At 70.8% G+C, this 19865-nt stretch carries 21 protein-coding genes, 1 tRNA gene and 1 riboswitch; of the genes, 8 read left to right on the top strand and 14 right to left on the bottom strand.

Annotated elements, in window-relative coordinates:
* Positions 1 to 212 precede the first annotated feature (212 nt).
* Positions 213 to 2483 carry a transglycosylase domain-containing protein gene (locus tag ACRAS8_RS22505; protein WP_438487796.1) on the top strand — a complete coding sequence of 757 codons (2271 nt, stop codon included), beginning with the start codon at positions 213 to 215 and terminating at the stop codon, positions 2481 to 2483.
* A gap of 34 nt (positions 2484 to 2517) precedes the next feature.
* Here the strand turns inward: ACRAS8_RS22505 and ACRAS8_RS22500 are convergent, their stop codons facing one another.
* The 3 genes from ACRAS8_RS22500 to ACRAS8_RS22490 all read right to left on the bottom strand — a co-directional run bounded on the left by ACRAS8_RS22500 (position 2518) and on the right by ACRAS8_RS22490 (position 3752).
* Entirely contained in the window at positions 2518 to 2838 is a 321-nt protein-coding gene (locus ACRAS8_RS22500; RefSeq protein ID WP_438487795.1) for a DMT family transporter, read from the bottom strand.
* A 31-nt stretch (positions 2839 to 2869) separates the two neighbouring features.
* Positions 2870 to 2929: riboswitch (guanidine-III (ykkC-III) riboswitch) on the bottom strand.
* A gap of 71 nt (positions 2930 to 3000) precedes the next feature.
* A complete protein-coding gene (locus ACRAS8_RS22495) occupies positions 3001 to 3303 on the bottom strand; it encodes a GroES family chaperonin (protein ID WP_044363777.1) in 303 nt (100 codons plus the stop codon).
* Between the two features lie 128 nt (positions 3304 to 3431).
* Positions 3432 to 3752, bottom strand: a complete 321-nt coding sequence (locus ACRAS8_RS22490) for a DUF3618 domain-containing protein (RefSeq protein ID WP_438487794.1) — start codon at positions 3750 to 3752, stop codon at positions 3432 to 3434.
* A gap of 254 nt (positions 3753 to 4006) precedes the next feature.
* On the opposite strand from ACRAS8_RS22490, the gene bcp reads away from it, so the two are divergent.
* Positions 4007 to 4474 carry a thioredoxin-dependent thiol peroxidase gene (bcp, locus tag ACRAS8_RS22485; RefSeq protein WP_438487793.1) on the top strand — a complete coding sequence of 156 codons (468 nt, stop codon included), beginning with the start codon at positions 4007 to 4009 and terminating at the stop codon, positions 4472 to 4474.
* A gap of 43 nt (positions 4475 to 4517) precedes the next feature.
* Here the strand turns inward: bcp and ACRAS8_RS22480 are convergent, their stop codons facing one another.
* Both ACRAS8_RS22480 and ACRAS8_RS22475 read right to left on the bottom strand, forming a co-directional pair.
* Complete coding sequence (locus ACRAS8_RS22480) at positions 4518 to 5798, bottom strand: sensor histidine kinase (RefSeq protein ID WP_438487792.1); 1281 nt, start codon at positions 5796 to 5798, stop codon at positions 4518 to 4520.
* On the bottom strand, positions 5798 to 6322 hold the full coding sequence (locus ACRAS8_RS22475) for a hypothetical protein (RefSeq protein ID WP_438487791.1): 525 nt from the start codon (positions 6320 to 6322) through the stop codon (positions 5798 to 5800). Before ACRAS8_RS22475 ends, ACRAS8_RS22480 begins: the two co-directional genes overlap by 1 nt.
* 453 nt (positions 6323 to 6775) lie before the next feature.
* Here ACRAS8_RS22475 and ACRAS8_RS22470 point away from each other — a divergent pair, with 453 nt between their 5' ends.
* The 4 genes from ACRAS8_RS22470 (at position 6776) to ACRAS8_RS22455 (ending at position 9861) form a co-directional block, all read left to right on the top strand.
* Positions 6776 to 8317, top strand: a complete 1542-nt coding sequence (locus tag ACRAS8_RS22470) for an MFS transporter (protein WP_438487790.1) — start codon at positions 6776 to 6778, stop codon at positions 8315 to 8317.
* Positions 8318 to 8434: 117 nt separating this feature from the next.
* Positions 8435 to 9100 carry an HNH endonuclease gene (locus tag ACRAS8_RS22465; protein ID WP_438487789.1) on the top strand — a complete coding sequence of 222 codons (666 nt, stop codon included), beginning with the start codon at positions 8435 to 8437 and terminating at the stop codon, positions 9098 to 9100.
* Positions 9097 to 9771 carry an HNH endonuclease gene (locus ACRAS8_RS22460; RefSeq protein WP_438487788.1) on the top strand — a complete coding sequence of 225 codons (675 nt, stop codon included), beginning with the start codon at positions 9097 to 9099 and terminating at the stop codon, positions 9769 to 9771. Before ACRAS8_RS22465 ends, ACRAS8_RS22460 begins: the two co-directional genes overlap by 4 nt.
* Positions 9772 to 9786: 15 nt before the next feature.
* A tRNA-Leu gene (locus ACRAS8_RS22455) sits at positions 9787 to 9861 on the top strand.
* Between the two features lie 56 nt (positions 9862 to 9917).
* Here ACRAS8_RS22455 and rdgB read toward each other — a convergent pair.
* From rdgB to ACRAS8_RS22440, 3 genes are all read right to left on the bottom strand, one after another.
* Entirely contained in the window at positions 9918 to 10550 is a 633-nt protein-coding gene (gene rdgB / locus ACRAS8_RS22450; RefSeq protein WP_438487787.1) for an RdgB/HAM1 family non-canonical purine NTP pyrophosphatase, read from the bottom strand.
* 79 nt (positions 10551 to 10629) lie between these two features.
* Positions 10630 to 11361, bottom strand: a complete 732-nt coding sequence (gene rph / locus ACRAS8_RS22445; RefSeq protein WP_438487786.1) for a ribonuclease PH — start codon at positions 11359 to 11361, stop codon at positions 10630 to 10632.
* A gap of 97 nt (positions 11362 to 11458) precedes the next feature.
* The gene (locus ACRAS8_RS22440) at positions 11459 to 11791 is read right to left on the bottom strand and encodes a glucose PTS transporter subunit EIIB (protein WP_438487785.1); all 333 of its coding nucleotides are present in this window, start codon (positions 11789 to 11791) and stop codon (positions 11459 to 11461) included.
* A gap of 132 nt (positions 11792 to 11923) precedes the next feature.
* Between ACRAS8_RS22440 and ACRAS8_RS22435 the strand changes: the two genes are divergently transcribed.
* Together ACRAS8_RS22435 and ACRAS8_RS22430 are read left to right on the top strand one after the other, a co-directional pair.
* Positions 11924 to 13258 carry a PTS transporter subunit EIIC gene (locus ACRAS8_RS22435; RefSeq protein WP_438487784.1) on the top strand — a complete coding sequence of 445 codons (1335 nt, stop codon included), beginning with the start codon at positions 11924 to 11926 and terminating at the stop codon, positions 13256 to 13258.
* Between the two features lie 208 nt (positions 13259 to 13466).
* Complete coding sequence (locus tag ACRAS8_RS22430; RefSeq protein ID WP_438487783.1) at positions 13467 to 14732, top strand: PTS transporter subunit EIIC; 1266 nt, start codon at positions 13467 to 13469, stop codon at positions 14730 to 14732.
* Positions 14733 to 14860: 128 nt separating this feature from the next.
* Here ACRAS8_RS22430 and ACRAS8_RS22425 read toward each other — a convergent pair whose 3' ends face one another.
* The 6 genes from ACRAS8_RS22425 to ACRAS8_RS22400 form a co-directional block, all read right to left on the bottom strand.
* The gene (locus ACRAS8_RS22425; RefSeq protein WP_438487782.1) at positions 14861 to 15613 is read right to left on the bottom strand and encodes an MBL fold metallo-hydrolase; all 753 of its coding nucleotides are present in this window, start codon (positions 15611 to 15613) and stop codon (positions 14861 to 14863) included.
* Positions 15614 to 15925: 312 nt separating this feature from the next.
* Entirely contained in the window at positions 15926 to 16876 is a 951-nt protein-coding gene (locus ACRAS8_RS22420) for a PLP-dependent cysteine synthase family protein (RefSeq protein WP_438487781.1), read from the bottom strand.
* 5 nt (positions 16877 to 16881) lie between these two features.
* Complete coding sequence (locus ACRAS8_RS22415) at positions 16882 to 17163, bottom strand: MoaD/ThiS family protein (protein ID WP_438487780.1); 282 nt, start codon at positions 17161 to 17163, stop codon at positions 16882 to 16884.
* 147 nt (positions 17164 to 17310) lie between these two features.
* A complete protein-coding gene (locus ACRAS8_RS22410; protein ID WP_438487779.1) occupies positions 17311 to 17493 on the bottom strand; it encodes a putative leader peptide in 183 nt (60 codons plus the stop codon).
* Between the two features lie 184 nt (positions 17494 to 17677).
* Complete coding sequence (locus ACRAS8_RS22405; protein ID WP_438487778.1) at positions 17678 to 18103, bottom strand: Mov34/MPN/PAD-1 family protein; 426 nt, start codon at positions 18101 to 18103, stop codon at positions 17678 to 17680.
* A 154-nt stretch (positions 18104 to 18257) separates the two neighbouring features.
* Positions 18258 to 19706 (bottom strand): amino acid permease, encoded by a 1449-nt coding sequence (locus ACRAS8_RS22400; protein WP_438487777.1) that lies wholly within the window; start codon positions 19704 to 19706, stop codon positions 18258 to 18260.
* Positions 19707 to 19865 lie beyond the last annotated feature (159 nt).

Raw genomic sequence — 19865 nt, 5'->3', positions numbered from 1 at the left:
GGGACGGATGATGCGAAAGTTTTCTACCGGGTGTCAGCTGACTTTTCCGGCATAGCGCACGAACCCTCGCACGGCGCACCGCACCGCCGCCCGCACCGCGGTCCGTACGACCCGCAGCCCGGTACCGCACCCGCCTGGCACCACACCGGTCCTGACACGACACCGCTCCGCCGCGGTACAACCTCCGGCGGCGGCCGAGGAGTCACACAGACATGAGCGACGACGCGCGGCACGACGGCACGGGCAGCGAGCACGGCGAGACCGACGAGGCAGCCGCCGCCCGTCCCCGGCGCACGGGCTGGCGCCGGCTCCTGCCTACCTGGCGGATGACGGTGGGCGGCGTGCTGCTGCTCCTCCTGCTGGTCATGGGCGGCCTGATCGCCGGCTACCTCCTCGTCGGCATCCCGCCCGCCAACAGCGCCGCGAAGGCGCAGAGCAACGTCTACCTCTACTCCGACGGCACGGAACTGGCCCGCGACGGCGACGTCAACCGCGAGAACGTCCCGCTCGGCCAGGTGCCCAGGACCGTCCAGCGGGCCGTACTGGCCGCCGAGGACCGGGACTTCTACTCCGAGTCCGCCGTCGCCCCGGCCGCGATGCTGCGGGCCGCCTGGAACACCGTGACCGGCAAGGGCAGACAGTCCGGCTCCACCATCACCCAGCAGTACGTCAAGAACTACTACCTGGGCCAGGAACAGACCCTCACCCGCAAGGCCAAGGAGTTCTTCATCGCCATCAAGCTGGACCGCGAGGAGTCCAAGGACGAGATCCTCCAGGGCTACCTCAACACCAGCTACTACGGCCGCAACGCCTACGGCATCCAGGCCGCCGCCCAGGCGTACTACGGCAAGAACGTCGGCGACCTCACCACCGCCGAGGGCGCCTACCTCGCCGCGCTCCTCAACGCCCCCAGCGCGTACGACATCACCGCCCACCCCGAGAACCGCCCGCGCGCCGTGGCCCGCTGGAACTACGTGCTGGACGGCATGGTCAAGCAGAAGTGGCTGGGCCGCGCCGAACGCGCCGCGATGACCTTCCCCGCCCTCGTCCAGGCCCGCGCCTCCGCCGGCCTCTCCGGGCAGCGCGGCTATCTCGTCGAAGCGGTCCGGGACTACCTCACCGAGCACGACGTCGTCGACGAGACCACCCTCCGGGCCGGCGGCTACCGCATCACCACCACCATCGACCGCAAGCGGCAGAACGCCTTCGTGAACTCCGTCCGCACCCAGCTGATGGACCGGCTCGACGCCGGCCGCGCGGTGGACCGCGCCGTCCGGGCCGGCGGCGCCTCCATCGACCCCGCCACCGGCCGGGTCGTCGCCCTCTACGGCGGCATCGACTACGCCAGGCAGTACGTCAACAGCGCCACCCGGCGCGACTACCAGGTCGGCTCCACCTTCAAGCCGCTGGTCTTCGCCGCCGCCGTCCAGCACCACTCCGTCACCCAGGACGGCTCCCCGATCACCCCCCGCACCGTCTACGACGGCACCGACAAGCGGATGACGATCAGTCACGGCCGACCCACCGGCTTCGCCCCCGCCAACGAGGACGACCGTTCCTACGGCCCGATCACCGTCACCGAGGCCACCGACAAGTCCGTCAACGCGGTCTACGCCCAGATGGGCATCGACGTCGGCCCGGGCACCGTCCGCAAGACCGCGGTCGCCCTCGGGGTCCCCGCCGACGCCCCCGGCCTCGCCGCCTCCCGGGGCGCCATCTCCCTGGGCACCGCGACACCCAGCGTGCTGGACATGACCGAGGTCTACGCGACCCTGGCGCGGCACGGCCGGAAGCTCCCGTACACCCTGGTCGACCGCGTCACCAAGGCCGGTGAGGAGATCGACCTGCCGCGGCGCGCGCAGACCACCGCCGTCGGGCGGGCCGCCGCCGACACCACCACCCACATCCTGCGCAGCGTCGTCGACGGCGGCACCGGCACCGCCGCCCAGGCCGCCGGGCGCCCGGCGGCCGGCAAGACCGGCACCGCGGAGCAGGACAAGGCCGCCTGGTTCGCCGGCTACACCCCCGACCTGGCCACCGTCGTGGCCGTGCTGGGCCAGCACCCGCAGACCGCGGCCCAGGAACCGCTCTACGGCGCGGCCGGCCTGGACCGCGTCAACGGCGGCGACTTCCCCGCCCGGATCTGGGCCGACTACACCGCGGCGGCGCTGGCCGACCGCCCCGTCCACGACTTCGACCTGCAACTCCAGGAGGGCGCCGAGCCGAGCCCGTCCGCCTCGCCGTCCGCCGACGAGTCGGCGTCCCCGAGCGACTCGGCGTCCCCGAGCGGCGGCCCGTCCGGCAGCCCCACCGCGAGCGGCACCGGGGCGCCGACCGGGACCGGCGCCCCCACCGGCACCGGCGAGCCGACCCTGCCCCCGACCCCCACCGACCTGCCCCCGACCACCGCACCCACCGAGGAGTTCCCGACCGTGGTCCCGCCCGAGGCCGACGACCTGGCCCAGCGGTGGGGCGGCGGCTAGCGGCGGGCGGTCGGAGGCGGCGGGCGCGGCGCCGTCAGTGGCCGGACGTGGCCTTCAGCCCGACCACCGCCACCAACAGCAGGCAGATGAAGAAGATCCGCGCGGCGGTGGCCGGTTCGCCGAGGACGAGCATGCCGACCACCGCCGCGCCGGCCGCGCCGATGCCGACCCAGACGCCGTAGGCAGTGCCGATCGGCAGCGTGCGGGCCGCGTAGGAGAGCAGCACCATGCTGGCGACGATGCCGGCGCCGGTGGCCACACTCGGCCACAGCCGGGTGAACCCGTCGGTGAACTTCATCCCGACCGACCAGCCGACCTCCAGCAGGCCGGCGACGAGCAGCAGGATCCATGCCATGACGGCACCTCCGTGAAAGGGCTTCAACAGGGGTGCGTCGTCTTGTCCTGACCCGGTACGGCGCGTCTCGTCGGGTTTCCCCGAGGCTAGCAAAGGGCTCCCCCGCCTGCGGTGACACGGATCACCGCCGACGGGGGAGCCCCCACAGCCACAGGAACGGCGCTACAGATACAGGCCGGTCGAGTCGTCGGCGCCCTCCAGGCGCTCCGCGGCCACCGCGTGCAGATCACGCTCGCGCATCAGCACGTACGCCACCCCGCGCACCTCGACCTCGGCCCGGTCCTCGGGGTCGTACAGCACCCGGTCGCCCACCTCGACGGTCCGTACGTTCTGCCCCACCGCGACCACCTCGGCCCAGGCCAGGCGGCGGCCGACCGCCGCGGTCGCGGGGATGACGATGCCGCCGGACGAACGGCGCTCGCCCTCGGGGATGTCCGTCCGGACCAGCACACGGTCGTGCAGCATCCGGATCGGCAGCTTGTCGTGGGTGTCCTTGGTGTTATTCGGGCTCACGGCATGACCGTACCTGCCCCGCGCCGGCGCACCTGCACCGCGGGCCGGATCCGGTGGGCCGGACGGGCCCCGGGGGCGCGCTACTTGCGCCGCTTCTTCGAACCCAGCGCCAGCAGACCGATCACGGCCACCCCGACCATGGCCACCGGAACGATCCGCTCCAGGCGCGGCGCCCCGTCCTCGGACACCAGCTGGCCGCGCACGTCCGAGACCAGGCGGTTGACGGCCACGTAGGCCCGCCCCGCCGTGCGGTCCACGGCCGCCGACGCCTTCGCCTTCGCGTCGCCCATGATCGTCTTCGGGTGCAGCCGGACGCCGATCTCGTCGAGCGTCACGGCGAGATCCTGCCGCCTGCGGACGATGTCCGCCTCGATCTGGGCAGGGGTCCTGGCTTCCGACACCGCGCCGCCTCCGTCATCTCGTGCCGATGCGTACGGGGGCCGGACGCGTACCGGGGCCGCCTCGTACGGAACCGGCCACTTCGATCATGTGCCGATTCGTGAAGGACAGTCTGTCAGCTCGCACCCGCGTACGCCCCACAGCACCCCCGTTTCGCGCCGCCGCGACGCCCCCGCCGCGCTCCGGGCGCCCCGCTGGCTAATGTCGGGGGCGTCCTACCATCCGCAGCACCACCGCAAGGAGACGGAGACCCACCATGAGTGAGCGACTCCAGCCCGGCGACACCGCGCCCGCCTTCACGCTCCCCGACGCCGACGGCAAGCAGGTCTCGCTCGCCGACCACAAGGGGCGCAAGGTCATCGTCTACTTCTACCCGGCGGCCCTGACCCCCGGCTGCACCAAGCAGGCCTGCGACTTCACCGACAACCTCGACCTCCTCGCCGGCCACGGCTACGACGTCATCGGCATCTCCCCCGACAAGCCGGAGAAGCTCGCAAAGTTCCGCGAGAAGGAAGACCTGAAGGTGACCCTGCTCGCCGACCCGGACAAGGAGGTGCTCACCGCCTACGGCGCCTTCGGCGAGAAGAAGCTCTACGGCAAGACCGTCACCGGCGTGATCCGCTCCACCGTCGTCGTCGACGAGGACGGCAAGGTCGAACGGGCCCTCTACAACGTCAAGGCCACCGGCCACGTTGCCAAGATCATCAAGGATCTGGGGCTGTAACACCGGCACCCCTGCCGGGCCGCGGCGGGCGGCGGCCGCACCGCTACGGTGCCGTCGCCGCCGCCTCCGGGACCGTCACCGTCGCCCGGTCCGGCAGCTCCAGCACCGCCTCGGCGCCGCCGCCCGCCGCGGCGCCGAACTCCAGCCGCGCCCCGAGCACCCCCGCCTGCCCCGCGGCGATCGTCAGCCCCAGCCCGTGCCCCGTACCGCGCTCCGGCGCCGCCGTACGGAACCGCCGGGGCCCCTCCGCACACAACTCCGCCGGATAGCCCGGCCCGTGGTCCCGCACCACGATCCGCGCCCCGGCCACCACCACCTCGATCGGCGGCTCCCCGTGCTTGGCCGCGTTCGCCAGCAGGTTCACCAGCACCCGCTCCACCCGCCGGCGGTCGGTCTCCACGATCCGCGGCTCGCCCTCGACCGTCACCGACACCGCCAGGTCGTCCACCCCGCGCTGCCGGGCCGCCCGCTGCACGATCCCCCGCACCAGCGACGGCAGTTCACAGGCGTCCAGATCGGCCCGCTCCACCCCCGCGTCCAGCCGCGACACCTCCAGCAGGTCCTCCACCAGACGCCGCATCGCCTGCGCCCGGTCCTGCACCAGCTCCACGGCCCGCGGCTCCGGCAGCAGCTCCGCCGCCGCCACCAGGCCCGCCACCGGCGTCCGCAGCTCATGCGCCACATCCGCGGTGAACTCCCGCTCCGCCTCCACCCGCGCCGCCAGCGACGTCGCCATGTGGTGCACACTGCGGCCCAGTTCGGCCACCTCGTCCCGGCCGTCACCGGCCAGCGCGTCCGCGTCCGGCGGCTCACCCGCCGCGATCCGCCGGGCCGCCGCCGCGCTCAGCCGCAGCCGCCGCGACAGCCGCTGCGCCACGAACCACGACACCACCGCCATCAGCAGGACCGTCCCGCACCCCGCGATCAGCAGCGCCCGGTCCAGCGCCACCTGCGCCGGATCGTTGTCCGGATACGCCGCCGACACCGACAGCGAACGCGTCGGCCGCTCCCCGTCCCCGCCGACCCCGGTCGCCGCCCACACCCGCGGATCGTCGCCACCGCTGACATACGTCCCCGAACGGTCATGGAAGACCGCCGCCCGCAGCGGCGACGGCAGCGTCGCGTCGTCCAGCTGCGCGCCCAGCGCCAGCGTCCCGTCCCGCTCGTAGATCTGCAGCGCCGAACTCAGCCGCTCGTCCTGATACGCCCGGGCCGACCTCTCCCGCTCGGCATCGGCGATGTGGTGCACGGCGAACCCGAGCACCACCACCGCAAGCGCCGTCATACCCGAAATGGCCAGGGCGATCCGGCCTCGAATGCCCATCACGCGAGGTTGTACATCTCCGTCGTGTCACCGAGCGGCGTCGAGCCTTCGTACGTCACCTCCAGGCCCGTGAAGGCCCGCGCCCCGTCGACCACCTTCGCGCCGTAGAGCCGGAACGTCGCCCGGTACCCGGCATCCGTGCCCACCCCGGCCGCCGTCTTCTCGACCTGCACCACGCCGTGCCCCTCGGCCTCGTCGGCGTCATAGCGCTCCCAGGTGATCCCGGTCGCCACCATCCCGGCATCCGCGCAGGTCAGCGTGATCACCCGGGGACGGATCTCGGGCTCCCCGATCCCGCAGTCCCGGACGCCCGGGAGACCGCCGGTCGGCCGCGCACCCGCCTTCACCTCGCCGTCGGACTTCACGTCCCGGACGGCCGAGGTCTTCGGCGCGGCATCCACCGCCGACGCGCGCTGCGACGCCTGGCTGAACCACACCCCGCCGGCCGCCAGCGCGGTCACCACGACAAAGGCCACCAGGGCGGCGCGCCCGCGCCTGAAGCGGGCCCCTTCGCGGTCGGTCATCACACACTCCTCCCGGGGCTCCCTCGCCCCGTCAACCCCACCAAGCAAACAACGACCGCCGCGGCGGCCCCACACCGGCCCCCGGAGCCCGCGCGCGGCACCGCCCGGCGGCTGCCACTTCCCTCACGTCCCGACGGTGAAAGGCCCCCTTCGACGGACCTGCGCCGGAAAAAGGGCTATTTCGCCACCGCCACTCTCCTCTCCCCCCGACACAGGCTGATTGCCCGAATGCTGCGATGACCACGCGGCTGTGTACCAGTCCTGTAACAAGCCACCCCCGTACGGCAACCCTCCACCCCTCCGACCTGCGCCGGACGGGCGGATTCCACGTGACATACCTCGCGAACACCCCCCACGGTGTTTCGACCCGCCTCCCAGCGGCCAGGCGCACACGTCGTAGTTCCCACGCCCGCGCAGCCGCATCGCGCACAGAACAACCGGGAGGACCACCGCGTGCCGCACCTCAGTTCCGAAGACCACCACTCCGCACCGGGGTCGGACCGGGACGCGCGCAGACGCCACCGGGTGCTCTTCCGCGCCATCGACCGGCGCCGCAACCCCCGGCTCCGCCGCACCGACATCACGGTCACCGACGAACCGACCGTCCGCCGCGCGGTCAAGGCCGCCGCACTCGGCAACGCCATGGAGTGGTTCGACTTCGGGATCTACAGCTACCTGGCGCTGACCATCGGCAAGGTCTTCTTCCCCACCGGCAGCTCCACCACCAGCCTGCTGTCCTCGTTCGCCACCTTCGCCGTGGCCTTCCTCGTACGGCCGCTGGGCGGCGCCTACTTCGGCCCCCTCGGCGACCGCATCGGCCGCAAGAAGGTCCTCGCCCTCACCATGATCATGATGGCGCTGGGCACCCTGTGCATCGGGCTCATCCCCTCCTACGCGGCCATCGGCCTGTGGTCCCCCGCCCTGCTCATCCTCTTCCGGCTCATCCAGGGCTTCTCCACCGGCGGCGAATACGGCGGCGCCTCCACGTTCATCGCCGAGTACGCCCCCGACAAGAAACGCGGCTACTTCGGCAGCTTCCTGGAGATGGGCACCCTCATCGGCTACACCGGGGCGGCCGGCATCGTCCTCGCCCTCAACACCGCGCTGAGCCCGGACGCCATGCTCGCCTGGGGCTGGCGCGTCCCGTTCCTCATCGCCGGCCCCCTCGGCCTCGTCGGCCTCTACCTGCGGCTGCGGCTCGACGAGACCCCGGCCTTCCAGAAGTTCGAGTCGGCACAGACCCACGCCCCGGCCGACACCCCCGGCCGCACCGAGGAGGAGTTCGCCCACCAACCCGCCAACTCCGCGGGCAGAAAACTGAGCGAGATCCTCACCCACCACTGGCCCGCACTCATCCTGTGCATCGCCCTCGTCGGCGCCTACAACATCACCGACTACATGCTGCTGTCGTACATGCCGACGTACCTCACCGACACCCTCAAGTACGACGAGACCCACGGCCTGCTGATCCTGCTCGTCACCATGGTCGTCCTGATCTGCCTGCTCCCCACCGTCGGCAGGCTCAACGACCGCTACGGCCGCAAACCGCTCCTGATGACCGGGATGCTCGGCTTCCTCGTCCTCGCCGTCCCGGCGTTCCTCCTGGTCAAGCGGGGCTCCCTGATCGGGGTCGGCTGCGGGATGGCCCTGCTCGGCCTCTCCCTTCTCTGCCTGCTGGGTACCATGTCCGCCGCCCTGCCCGCCCTCTTCCCCACCAGCGTCCGCTACGGCTCCCTGTCCATCGGCTACAACCTCGCGGTCTCCCTCTTCGGCGGCACCACCCCCCTGGTCATCACCGCCCTGATGGGCGCCTTCCACAAGAACGTCATGGTCCCCGCCTACTACACGATGGGCGCCGCCCTCATCGGCGTCATCGCCGTCGCCTGCATGAAGGAGACCGCCCAACAGCCCCTCGAAGGCTCCCCACCCTCCGTCGCCACCAAGGAAGAGGCCCTCGCCCTCATCGCGGAACGCACCCACGAACCACGCTTCTGACGGCCCCGCGTCCGCCCACTCACCCACCGTAACCACCCCTGCGTTCGATCGTTGTTCAGTTCGAAATCTGACAGAGCGCACGGGGTGGGCCTGGTGCGCCACTACTGAGGGGGCATCATGCCGGTGAGTCCGTACACCCGGGAGCGACTGGAGGCCGCGGCGTCGACGTCGCGGACGTTGCCGGAGGCGCTGGGGAAGCTGGGAGTGGATCCGGGGAGCGGTGCGAAGCGGAATTACCTCAGGGAGCGGATGAGGAAGCTGGGGGTGGACACGTCGCACTTCGAGCGGGAGGGGGTCAAGTGGACCAGGGAGACCCTCCAGGCCGCGGTGTCCGTCTCGACGAACATGTGCGAAGTGCTGCGCCATCTCGGGCTTGAGGTTGTCGGCGGGCACCATACGCACATCAGCCGCCGCATCAGGGCCTACGGCATTGACACTTCGCACTTCACGCCTGCGGCCCGCACGGAGAACATGAGGTGCAACCAGCGTCGCCGAACGGCCGAAGAGATCCTGGTGGAGGCCACGTCAGCGCACGCCACACGCGTCCCGAACAGCCGACTCAAGAGGGCGATGCGCGAGCTGGGCGTTGCGGAGCGCTGCTCCCTGTGCGGGATCGAAGCGGTCTGGCAGGGGGAGTCGCTCCCCCTGGAGGTCGACCACATCGACGGCAACTGGCGCGACAACCGGATCGGAAACCTTCGACTCCTCTGCCCCAACTGCCATTCGACGACGGATAGTTACCGGGGACGGGGCAAGGGTCGCGCGAGGGCTGGCGCTGCATGAGCAGTGGCGTGCAGTACACCCGCGAGCGACTGACCGAAGCCGCTGCACGGTGTTCCGACATCGACGAGGTCATCGCGTTCCTTGGAACCCGCCCATACAAGTCCCTCCGCCGCTACCTCTGCCGGCGCTTCGAGCACTTCGGGATCGACACCGCGCATTTCCGTCACTGTGGCAATATGACCCGGCGCAAAACTCGCCCCACACCCGACGCACTGCGCACAGCAGTAGCCGAGTCGGATTCCCTCGCTGAAGCACTCCGCCGCTTAGGACGACCCGGCAACGCGCGCCAGCGCACGCTGTTGCGCGAGTGGATCGCAGAAGAGCAACTCTCGACGGCACACTTCCTGGGGCAGGCACATCTGCGCGGAAAGCCCGGACCCGTGCCCGCCAAGCGCCCCGAAGACATCCTGGTTCAGCACGACCGCAAGCAGCGCACGCCAACCCGCCAGCTGCGGCGGGCACTCCGGGAGGTCGGTGTGCCCGAGCGGTGTGCCAGGTGCGGTGTCGGCTCCGCATGGCTGGGGAAGCCCATGACATTGGAGATCGATCACGTCAGCGGGGACTGGAACGACGACCGCAGGGAGAACCTCCGGTTGCTGTGCCCCAACTGCCACGCGATTACCAGTACCTGGTGCAGGGGAGGGCGACGAGCGGACCGTAGCGCCCAGTAGAGTAGGCAGCGCTGCGGGCCCGTATCCCAGCTGGCAAGAGGATGCCGGTTTAGATCCGGTATGTCGTGGGTTCGAGTCCCACCGGGCCCACAGGAAGATCAGGCCTCGTACCTTCAGATCGAAGGCACGAGGCCTGATTCATTGGCTCAGCCCACCAACTCCCGTACCGCCGGTGCCAGGGCGCGGAATGCCTTGCCGCGGTGGCTGATGGCGTTCTTTTCGGCGGGGGTCAGTTCGGCGCAGGTGCGGGTCTCGCCGAGGGGCTGGAGGACGGGGTCGTAGCCGAAGCCGCCGGTGCCGGCGGGGGTGCGGCGGAGGACGCCCTCCAGGGTGCCCTCGACGACGCGTTCGGTGCCGTCGGGGAGGGCGAGGGCCGCGGCGCAGGCGAAGCGGGCGGTGCGGTGGGCGTCGTCGATGTCGGAGAGCTGGGCGAGCAGCAGGTCGAGGTTGGCCTGGTCGTCGCCGTGCCGGCCGGCCCAGCGGGCGGAGAAGATGCCGGGGGCGCCGCCGAGGACGTCGACGCAGAGTCCGGAGTCGTCGGCGACGGCGGGCAGGCCGGTGGCCCGGGCCAGGGCGTGTGCCTTGAGGAGGGCGTTCTCGGCGAAGGTGACGCCGGTCTCCTTGACGTCGGGGACGTCGGGGTAGGCGTCGGCGCCGACGAGTTCGACGTCGAGGCCGGCCGCGTCGAGGATGGCGCGGAGCTCGGTGATCTTGCCGGTGTTGCGGGTGGCGAGGACGAGGCGGCGGGGGGCTGCCGGGCGGCCGGTCTGTGACTCCATGAGGGGTGATTATTCCTTTGCGGCCCGGGCGGGCGGCGGGGTGGTGGTGTGCCGCCGCCCGCCCCGGTGGCCGGGTGCGTCAGAGGGTGCGGGCCAGCGCTTCCTGCTGGGCGGTGTCAAGGGTGGCGCAGCCGGTGACGGCGAGGTCGAGGAGCGCGTCGAGTTCGGTGCGGGCGAAGGGGGCGGCTTCGGCGGTGCCCTGGACCTCGACGAAGCGGCCGTCGCCGGTGCACACGACGTTCATGTCGGTCTCGGCGCGGACGTCCTCCTCGTAGCAGAGGTCGAGGAGGGGGACGCCGTCGACGATGCCGACGCTGACCGCGCTGACGGTGCCGGTGAGGGGGCGGCGGCCGTGCTTGACGAGCTTCTTGTGCTGGGCCCAGGCGATGGCGTCGGCCAGTGCGACGTAGGCGCCGGTGATGGCGGCGGTGCGGGTGCCGCCGTCGGCCTGGAGGACGTCGCAGTCCAGGACGACGGTGTTCTCGCCGAGGGCCTTGAAGTCGACGACAGCGCGCAGGGAGCGGCCGATGAGGCGGGAGATCTCGTGGGTGCGGCCGCCGATCTTGCCGCGGACGGACTCGCGGTCGCCGCGGGTGTTGGTGGAGCGCGGCAGCATCGCGTACTCGGCGGTGACCCAGCCCTCGCCGGTGCCCTTGCGCCAGCGGGGGACGCCTTCGGTGACGCTGGCGGTGCAGAAGACCTTGGTGTCGCCGAAGGAGACGAGGACGGAGCCTTCGGCGTGCTTGCTCCAGCCGCGTTCGATGGTGACGGGGCGGAGCTGTTCGGGGGTGCGGCCGTCGATGCGAGACATGGCCACGACCCTATCGGCTGTGCCGAGGGCCCCGTTCCGGTGCGTCGGGGTGCACGGGATGCGGGGCCCTCGGGGGGTGATCCGTGGGGGGATCAGCTCACATCATGTCTTCGATCTCGGAAGCGATGGGGTCCGCGTCGGTGCCGATGACGACCTGGATCGCGGTGCCCATCTTGACGACGCCGTGGGCGCCGGCGGCCTTGAGAGCGTCCTCATCGACGAGGGAGGCGTCGGCGACCTCAGTGCGGAGGCGGGTGATGCAGCCCTCGACCTCTTCGATGTTGTCGAGTCCGCCGAGCCCGGCGACGATCTTCTCAGCCTTGCTGGCCATGTCCACTCCTGCTTGTCTCGGCCGTCGGCGCTTCCGCCGCGCGGATTTCACACGGTAACGCACGTTCAGCCCCCTTCCAGGGGCGCTCGTCCGCTCCATGGCGAAAGATGGCGAACGTCGGAGGGGGTTTCCGGAAGTGCCCCCTCCGACAAGTGGTCTACACCACCAGTATGCGGCAAGCGGCGGGCCGGGCGGGGGCGGGGCGGCGCCGGGCGGACCCGGAGGGCGCGGATGAGTGCGGACGCGGCGGGCGCGGCGCCCGGGAAGAAGCCGGCCGGGCCGCTCGGGAACCGGGCGGCGGGCCTGTTCCAGGGCCTGCAGAAGATGGGCCGCAGCCTGCAGTTGCCGATCGCGGTGCTGCCGGCGGCGGGCATCCTGAACCGGCTCGGCCAGCCGGATGTCTTCGGCGCCAAGGGGCTCGGCTGGGACGCGGTGGCCAGGGTGTTCGCGGGGGCGGGCGGGGCGCTGCTGGACTCCGGGCTGGGGCTGCCGCTGCTGTTCAGCGTCGGGGTGGCCATCGGGATGGCGAAGAAGGCGGACGGGTCGACGGCGCTGGCCGCGGTGGTGGGTTTCCTCGTCTACTACTCGGTGCTGCACGCGTTCCCGGCGGGCTGTGCGGCGGGGCAGACGTACACCCAGGCCGGCCTGTGGAACGGGGTGTGTGTGGACACCTCGGCGAAGGTGACGCAGGCGGCGTTCCAGAATCCGGGGGTGTTCGGCGGCATCGTGATGGGGCTCTGCTCGGCCTGGCTGTGGCAGCGGTTGCACCGGGTGCGGCTGGTGGACTGGCTGGGTTTCTTCAACGGCCGCCGGCTGGTCCCGATCGTCATGGCGTTCGTGGGGCTGGTCTTCGCGGTGTGCTGCCTGTTCGTGTGGCCGCCGGTCGGTGCGGGGCTGATGCGTTTCAGCGAGTGGCTGACGGCGCTGAGTGCGTGGGGTGCGGGGATTTTCGGGGTGGCGAACCGTGCGCTGCTGGTGGTGGGGCTGCATCAGTTCCTGAATATTCCGCTGTGGTTCCAGTTCGGGAGTTTCACCAAGCCGGACGGGACGGTGGTCCACGGCGACATCAACCGTTTTCTGGCGGGTGATCCGGCGGCGGGCCAGTTCACCACCGGATTCTTTCCGATCATGATGTTCGCGCTGCCGGCGGCGGCGCTGGCGATCACGCACTGCGCGCGGCCGCACCGCCGCAAGGAGATCGCGGGGATGATGCTGTCGGTGGGTCTGACCTCGTGCGTCACGGGCGTCACCGAGCCGATCGAGTACGGGTTCATGTTCGTGGCGCCGGCGCTCTATGTGCTGCACGCGGTGCTGACGGGGGTGTCGATGGCGGTGAGCTGGGCGCTGGGGGTGCACGACAGTTTCAGTTTCTCGGCCGGCCTGATCGATTACGTCATCAACTGGGGACTGGCGACCCGGCCGTGGCTGATCATTCCGATCGGTCTGTGTTTCGCCGGGCTCTACTACGCGGTGTTCCGTTTCGCGATCACGAAATTCGATCTGCAGACGCCGGGGCGGGAGCCGGACGAGGTGGGGGATGCGATGGAGCGCGAGAACGTGAAATAGCGCCGGTCCGGGAGCGGGCCGGCGGGTTTTGCGGGTGCCGTGGCGGGGGCCGGGTATTCCGCGGGTTCCTCGCGGCGGCTTCGCCGTGCTACAACAGGTCTACACCACTTGATTGGTGTGGATCATGCGGCCGCTCTGCCGCGTCCCCGAGACGCCGCCATCCCCCACCCCATTTGCCCGGGCGGCGCCTTGCCCACTGGAGGAAGTTGTGTCCACGGCCAGTGCCGCCCCCGCGGCCGACAAGAAGAAGGGTGCCGGCGCGATGGCTGTCATGCAGCGCATCGGCCGCAGCCTGATGCTGCCGGTCGCCGTGCTGCCCGCAGCCGCCCTGCTCGTCCGTCTCGGCCACGACGACATGCTCGGCCGGGAGTCGTTCCCGACCGTCATCACCAAGATCGCCGGCTATATGGCGGCCGGCGGCGGCGCGATCCTCGACAACATGCCGCTGCTGTTCGCCGTCGGCATCGCGATCGGCTACGCCAAGAAGTCGGACGGCTCGACCGCGCTGGCCGCCGTGACGGGCTACCTCGTCTTCCAGAAGGTGCTGGCGACCTTCACCGACAAGAACCTGCCGAAGGTCGCGTCGGTCGTGGACGGCAAGATCGTCATGAACGAGGCGCCGGTCAACGCCGGTGTGCTCGGCGGTGTGGTGATGGGCCTCGTCGTGGCCCTGCTCTACCAGCGCTTCTACCGGACCAAGCTGCCCGACTGGCTGGGCTTCTTCGGCGGCCGCCGGCTGGTGCCGATCCTGTCGGCCTTCTCCGGCCTGGTCATAGGCATCGTCTTCGGTCTGATCTGGCCGGTGCTCGGCGCGGGTCTGCACAACTTCGGCGAGTGGCTGGTCGGCTCGGGCGCCGCGGGCGCGGGCATCTTCGGTGTCGCCAACCGCGCGCTGATTCCCGTCGGCATGCACCACCTGCTGAACTCCTTCCCGTGGCTCCAGGCGGGCGACTTCCACGACAAGCACGGCGACATCGCGCGCTTCCTCGCCGGCGACCCGAGCGCCGGCCAGTTCATGACCGGCTTCTTCCCGATCATGATGTTCGCGCTGCCGGCCGCGTGCCTGGCCATCGTGCACTGCGCCCGCCCCGAGCGCCGCAAGGTCGTCGGCGGCATGATGCTCTCGCTCGCGCTCACCGCGTTCATCACCGGTGTGACCGAGCCGATCGAGTTCACGTTCATGTTCATCGCCCCGGTGCTGTACGCGATCCACGCGGTGCTCACCGGTGTCTCCATGGCGCTGACGTGGGCGCTGGGCATGAAGGACGGCTTCGGCTTCTCGGCCGGCGCGATCGACTTCCTGCTCAACCTGGGCATCGCCTCCAACCCGTGGGGCCTGGCCCTGGTGGGCCTGTGCTTCGCCGCGGTCTACTACGCGGTCTTCCGCTTCGCCATCACCAAGTTCAACCTTCCGACGCCGGGCCGCGAGTCCGACGAGGAGCTGGCGGAGCTGCAGAAGGCCGAGTCCAAGTAACAAGTAGTCAGTAGTTCCCGTCGGTTGACCCCGGGTTTCCCTTCCTCGCCGGAAGGGGGACCCGGGGTTTTCCGGTTCTCGGGTGACAACTTCCCGACGGCTGCCGGAATGCGGCGCAGGACGGGCGTTCAGACCTCGTAGACCGCGCCGGCCTTGGCGACCTCGACCGGGCCGTCGTAGACCTTCTGGGCGTCGCGGACGCTGATGTCCGGGTCGGTCCACGGCGGGATGTGGGTCAGCACCAGCCGGCCGGCGCCGGCCCGCCGGGCGTGCTCGCCGGCCTCCCGGCCGTTGAGGTGGAGGTCCGGGATGTCCTCCTTGCCGTGGGTGAACGACGCCTCGCACAGGAAGAGGTCGGCGCCCTCGGCGAGCCGGTCCAGCGCCGCGCAGGGCCCGGTGTCGCCGGAGTACGTCAGGGTGCGGCCGCCGTGCTCGATGCGGAAGCCGTACGCCTCGACGGGGTGGCTGACCTGTTCGGTGCGGACGGTGAACGGGCCGATGGCGGTGGTGCCGGCGGTCAGCGTGCGGAAGTCGAAGACCTCGCTCATCGCCGCGTCGTGCGGCAGGTCGCCGTGGGCGGCGGTCAGCCGGCGCTCGGTGCCGGCCGGGCCGTAGACCGGCATCGGCGCGCAGCGGCCGCCGTCCGGGCGGTAGTAGCGGACGACGAAGTAGCCGCACAGGTCGATGCAGTGGTCGGCGTGCAGATGCGACAGCAGCACGGCGTCCAGGTCGTAGAGGCCGCAGTGGCGCTGCAGCTCGCCGAGGGCGCCGTTGCCCATGTCGACGAGCAGCCTGAAGCCGTCGGCCTCCAGGAGGTAGCTCGAACAGGCCGATTCCACGGAGGGGAACGACCCCGAGCATCCGACGACGGTGAGCTTCATGCGGGCGTGAACCTCCATGGGCGGCCGGCGGTGCCGAAAGGGGCGGTCCCGACGGTGCCGTGCGGGCTGCTGCCGGGTCCTTGGCGGTCGGTGCGGTGCCCACGAGCGTAAGGCGCAAAAGGGCGTGAGGCGCCTTTGGTGGGGCGAGCTGTGGGCGGAATCACCAGTCCGGGTGGGGGTTCGGCGGGCCGCCGCGCGCCGGCTTCCGGTGGGCGGAAGTCCGAGGCCCGCGGGGCGGGTGCCGGCGGCGGGCGGTGCGCGAAGAGGTGGCCCCGGCGGACGCCGGCGGCCACCCCTGGGGTCGCGGGGCCCTCAGGCCCAGAGCTGGCCGTGCAGCGCCGCAATCGCCGCCTCGGTCGACTCGGCGGTGTAGACGCCGGTGGAGAGGTACTTCCAGCCGCCGTCGGCGACCACGAAGACGATGTCGGCGGACTCGCCGGCGCGGACCGCCTTGCGGGCGACGCCGAGGGCGGCGTGCAGCGCCGCGCCGGTGGAGATGCCGGCGAAGATGCCCTCGGTCGCGAGGAGTTCACGGGTGCGGCGGACCGCGTCCTCGGAGCCGACGGAGAAGCGGGTGGTGAGGACGGACTCGTCGTACAGCTCGGGGATGAAGCCCTCGTCGAGGTTGCGCAGGCCGTAGACGACGTCGTCGTAGCGGGGTTCGGCGGCGACGATCCGCACGCCGGGGACGTGCTCGCGCAGATAGCGGCCGACGCCCATCAGGGTGCCGGTGGTGCCCAGGCCCGCCACGAAGTGGGTGACCGAGGGCAGGTCGGCGAGGATCTCGGGGCCGGTGGTGGCGTAGTGCGCGCCGGCGTTGTCGGGGTTCCCGTACTGGTAGAGCATCACCCAGTCGGGGTGCTCGGCGGCGAGCTCCTTGGCGACCTTCACGGCGGTGTTGGAGCCGCCCGCGGCGGGCGAGGAGATGATCTCGGCGCCCCACATGGCGAGCAGCTCGCGGCGCTCGGCGGAGGTGTTCTCCGGCATCACGCAGACGATGCGGTAGCCCTTGAGCTTGGCCGCCATGGCCAGCGAGATGCCGGTGTTGCCGCTGGTGGGCTCCAGGATCGTGCAGCCCGGGGTGAGCCGGCCATCCTTCTCGGCCTGCTCGATCATGTGGAGCGCGGGCCGGTCCTTGACCGAGCCCGTGGGGTTGCGGTCCTCCAGCTTCGCCCAGATGCGGACGTCCTCGGAGGGCGAGAGGCGCGGGAGGCGGACGAGGGGGGTGTTCCCGACCGCCGCCAGCGGGGAGTCGTACCGCACGGTCCTCAGACCCTTCCGCCCGCTACCGCCGGCAGGATCGTCACGCTGTCGCCGTCGCCGAGCTCGGTGCCGATGCCGCCGAGGAAGCGCACGTCCTCGTCGTTGAGGTAGACGTTCACGAAGCGGCGCAGCTCCCCGCCGTCGTCGACCAGGCGCTCGCGGATGCCGGTGTGCCGGCCGTCCAGGTCCTTGAAGAGTTCGTCGAGAGTGGCCCCGCTGCCCTCGACGGCCTTCTGGCCGTCGGTGTAGCTGCGCAGGATGGTCGGGATGCGGACCTCGATGGCCATGGGAGTGCTCCTGTCGGAGTTCGGGATGCGGTGGCGGGTGCGGTGCGGTGCGGGCGGGCGCGAGGCACCGTGGCGGTGTGCGTGCGGTGGGGTGCGCCAGGGGCGCGGGCCCGCGGGGGCGCGGCGCGGCGCCGCGGCAGGCGGCGGTCAGCTCGCGGCGCAGCGCGGACAGATGGCGCTGGAGAGGCGGCAGAGGTCGACGTGCAGTCGGGCGGCTCCGCAGCCGAAGGCGCCCAGGAGGGCGGATGCGGAGCGGCGCACGGCGAGCGGGGCGTGCGGCTGCACGCCCGGCCTCCGCTCGCTCGTTCCGCACACGACACGCTCAACCATGCGGTCATCGTATCGATTCCCGGTCCGGCTTCTGGAAGCCCGTCTCAGGATGCGGTCGGCCGCTGTACGGCAGGTGGGACGCGGGCTCGGCGCCGTTCTCCGTACGCGCCGCGTCCGGGGGTGAACGCCCAGGTCACGGGGTGTACGAAGAACGACGGGGCGCCGGCATGAGGTCGGCCACGCGTCAGGCGTAGCTCTCGACTATCCGGACCTCTTCCTCGGTGACCTCACCGTCCAGGATGCGGAACGAGCGGAACTGGAAGGGGCCGGCGTCGTCGGTGTCGGCGGTGGAGACCAGGACGTAGTGCGCGCCGGGCTCGTTGGCGTAGGAGATGTCGGTGCGCGAGGGGTACGCCTCGGTGGCGGTGTGCGAGTGGTAGATGATGACCGGTTCCTCGTCCCGGTCGTCCATCTCGCGGTAGAGCTTGAGCAGGTCGGCGGAGTCGAACTCGTAGAACGTGGGCGAGCGGGCGGCGTTGAGCATCGGGACGAACCGCTCGGGGCGGCCGCTGCCGGCCGGGCCCGCGACCACGCCGCACGCCTCGTCGGGGTGGTCCTGCCGGGCGTGCGCGACGATCTGGTCGTGGAGGGCCTTGGTGAGGGTCAGCATGCGGCCAAGGATAAGAGGGGCGCGCGAAGCGCTCGGTTGAGGGTGGTGGCGGGCGACGGGCGGGCAAACAGCAGGCCCGCGTGTACCGAGGAGTGGTACACGCGGGCCCGCATGCTGGACGGCCGGCGGTTTCCGGCCGGTCTTCCGTGGGGTGTCAGCCCTTCTTGGCCGGGGCCGTGGGCGTCCCGTTCAGCTGGGCGGCGTCCCGGCGCTTGATCGCCAGGTAGCCGACGCCCATGATGACGGCCCACAGCGGGGCCGCGTAGAGCGAGATCCGGGTGTCGGGGTCGACGCCCATCATCACGATCACCATGGCGATGAAGGCCAGCGCGAAGAGCGAGGTGTACGGGGCGCCGGGGGCCTTGAAGTCGGACTGCGGCAGCTCGCCGCGGTTGGCCTTGGCCCGGTAGCGCAGGTGGGACAGGAGGATGACGATCCAGGCCCACATGCCGGAGATGGTGGCGAAGGAGACGACGTAGTTGAACGCGTCGCCCGGCCACTGGTAGTTGATGTAGACGCCGAACAGCATCAGCGCGACCGAGGTGCCGGTGCCCCAGGTGGGCAGGCCGCGCTTGCTGAGCCTGGTGAAGAGCTTTGGGCCCTGGCCGTTGAGCGCGAGGTCGCGCAGCATCCGGCCGGTGGAGTACATCCCGGAGTTGGCCGAGGACAGCGCGGCGGTCAGCACGACGAAGTTGACGATGCCCGCGCCGGCCGGCAGGCCGATCTGCTGGAAGGCGGCGACGAAGGGGCTGACGCCCGGCTTGAAGACCGTCCAGCTGACGACGGACAGGATGATGAGGAGCGCACCGACGTAGAAGAGGCCGATCCGCCACGGCACGGTGTTGATCGCCTTGGGCAGGACCTTCTTGGGGTTGCTCGCCTCGCCCGCGGTGACGCCGACGAGTTCGACGGCGAGGAAGGCGAACATCACGATCTGGAGCGTCATCAGCGTGCCGCCGATGCCCTTGGGGAAGAAGCCGCCGTGGGACCAGAGCAGGGAGAACGAGGCGGTGTCGCCGGCCTTGGAGAAGCCGAGCGTGATGACGCCGAGGCCGATCAGGATCATGCCCATGATCGCGGTGACCTTGACCATCGAGAACCAGAATTCCAGTTCACCGAAGATCTTCACCGAGATCAGGTTGATGCCGAAGAGCGCGACGGTGAAGACCAGCGCCGAGACCCATTGCGGTATGCCTTCGTTCCAGTACTGGACATAGGTGGCCGCGGCGGTCACTTCGGTGATGCCGGTGACGACCCAGAAGAGCCAGTACGTCCAGCCCGTGACGAACCCGATGAACGGGCCGAGGAATTCCCGGCCGTACTCGGAGAACGAGCCGGAAACGGGCCGGTACATGAGCAGTTCGCCCAGGGCCCGCATGATCAGGAAAATGACCAGACCGACGATGGCATACGCCAGGATGATGCTCGGTCCGGCCTTGGAAATGGCCTTGCCTGCTCCGAGGAACAGACCGGTACCGATGGCGCCACCAATGGCGATCATCTGGATCTGGCGATTGCCCAGACCCCGCTGGTAGCCCTCTTCGGGGGCCTCGCCAGCGGCCTCGTTGCCGTCGCGATTCTTGTCGACCTGCACAGAGGTCATGAGTGGTGCGCCTTTCTCCATACCGATCCGGTTCATTCCGGATCGGGTCCCGATCCCCCCGGATGGAGTCCTGCACGCCGACGGTCGGCCGGCTCAGCGCTCCCGCAGCGACAGGGGTGGCGTCGCAGACGGCAGGTCGAGAACTTTTATCACGGCTCA

Origin of the sequence: Streptomyces sp. S186 (assembly GCF_051603415.1) — a bacterium.
Classification (GTDB): Bacteria; Actinomycetota; Actinomycetes; order Streptomycetales; family Streptomycetaceae; genus Streptomyces.
This window is presented reverse-complemented; position numbering and strand designations above follow the sequence as displayed.

What these genes read in the sequence shown, in the direction of transcription:
- rph (WP_438487786.1), bottom strand. Translation starts at nt 11,361, where the DNA reads ATGTCTCGCATCGACGGCCGCACCCCCGAACAGCTCCGCCCCGTCACC.
- ACRAS8_RS22465 (WP_438487789.1), top strand. Translation starts at nt 8,435, where the DNA reads ATGCCGGTGAGTCCGTACACCCGGGAGCGACTGGAGGCCGCGGCGTCG.
- bcp (WP_438487793.1), top strand. Translation starts at nt 4,007, where the DNA reads ATGAGTGAGCGACTCCAGCCCGGCGACACCGCGCCCGCCTTCACGCTC.
- ACRAS8_RS22500 (WP_438487795.1), bottom strand. Translation starts at nt 2,838, where the DNA reads ATGGCATGGATCCTGCTGCTCGTCGCCGGCCTGCTGGAGGTCGGCTGG.
- ACRAS8_RS22415 (WP_438487780.1), bottom strand. Translation starts at nt 17,163, where the DNA reads ATGGCCATCGAGGTCCGCATCCCGACCATCCTGCGCAGCTACACCGAC.
- ACRAS8_RS22405 (WP_438487778.1), bottom strand. Translation starts at nt 18,103, where the DNA reads ATGCTGACCCTCACCAAGGCCCTCCACGACCAGATCGTCGCGCACGCC.
- ACRAS8_RS22410 (WP_438487779.1), bottom strand. Translation starts at nt 17,493, where the DNA reads ATGGTTGAGCGTGTCGTGTGCGGAACGAGCGAGCGGAGGCCGGGCGTG.
- rdgB (WP_438487787.1), bottom strand. Translation starts at nt 10,550, where the DNA reads ATGGAGTCACAGACCGGCCGCCCGGCAGCCCCCCGCCGCCTCGTCCTC.
- ACRAS8_RS22495 (WP_044363777.1), bottom strand. Translation starts at nt 3,303, where the DNA reads ATGCTGCACGACCGTGTGCTGGTCCGGACGGACATCCCCGAGGGCGAG.
- ACRAS8_RS22480 (WP_438487792.1), bottom strand. Translation starts at nt 5,798, where the DNA reads ATGGGCATTCGAGGCCGGATCGCCCTGGCCATTTCGGGTATGACGGCG.
- ACRAS8_RS22435 (WP_438487784.1), top strand. Translation starts at nt 11,924, where the DNA reads ATGAGTGCGGACGCGGCGGGCGCGGCGCCCGGGAAGAAGCCGGCCGGG.
- ACRAS8_RS22440 (WP_438487785.1), bottom strand. Translation starts at nt 11,791, where the DNA reads ATGGAGCGGACGAGCGCCCCTGGAAGGGGGCTGAACGTGCGTTACCGT.
- ACRAS8_RS22425 (WP_438487782.1), bottom strand. Translation starts at nt 15,613, where the DNA reads ATGAAGCTCACCGTCGTCGGATGCTCGGGGTCGTTCCCCTCCGTGGAA.
- ACRAS8_RS22505 (WP_438487796.1), top strand. Translation starts at nt 213, where the DNA reads ATGAGCGACGACGCGCGGCACGACGGCACGGGCAGCGAGCACGGCGAG.
- ACRAS8_RS22460 (WP_438487788.1), top strand. Translation starts at nt 9,097, where the DNA reads ATGAGCAGTGGCGTGCAGTACACCCGCGAGCGACTGACCGAAGCCGCT.
- ACRAS8_RS22475 (WP_438487791.1), bottom strand. Translation starts at nt 6,322, where the DNA reads ATGACCGACCGCGAAGGGGCCCGCTTCAGGCGCGGGCGCGCCGCCCTG.
- ACRAS8_RS22400 (WP_438487777.1), bottom strand. Translation starts at nt 19,706, where the DNA reads ATGACCTCTGTGCAGGTCGACAAGAATCGCGACGGCAACGAGGCCGCT.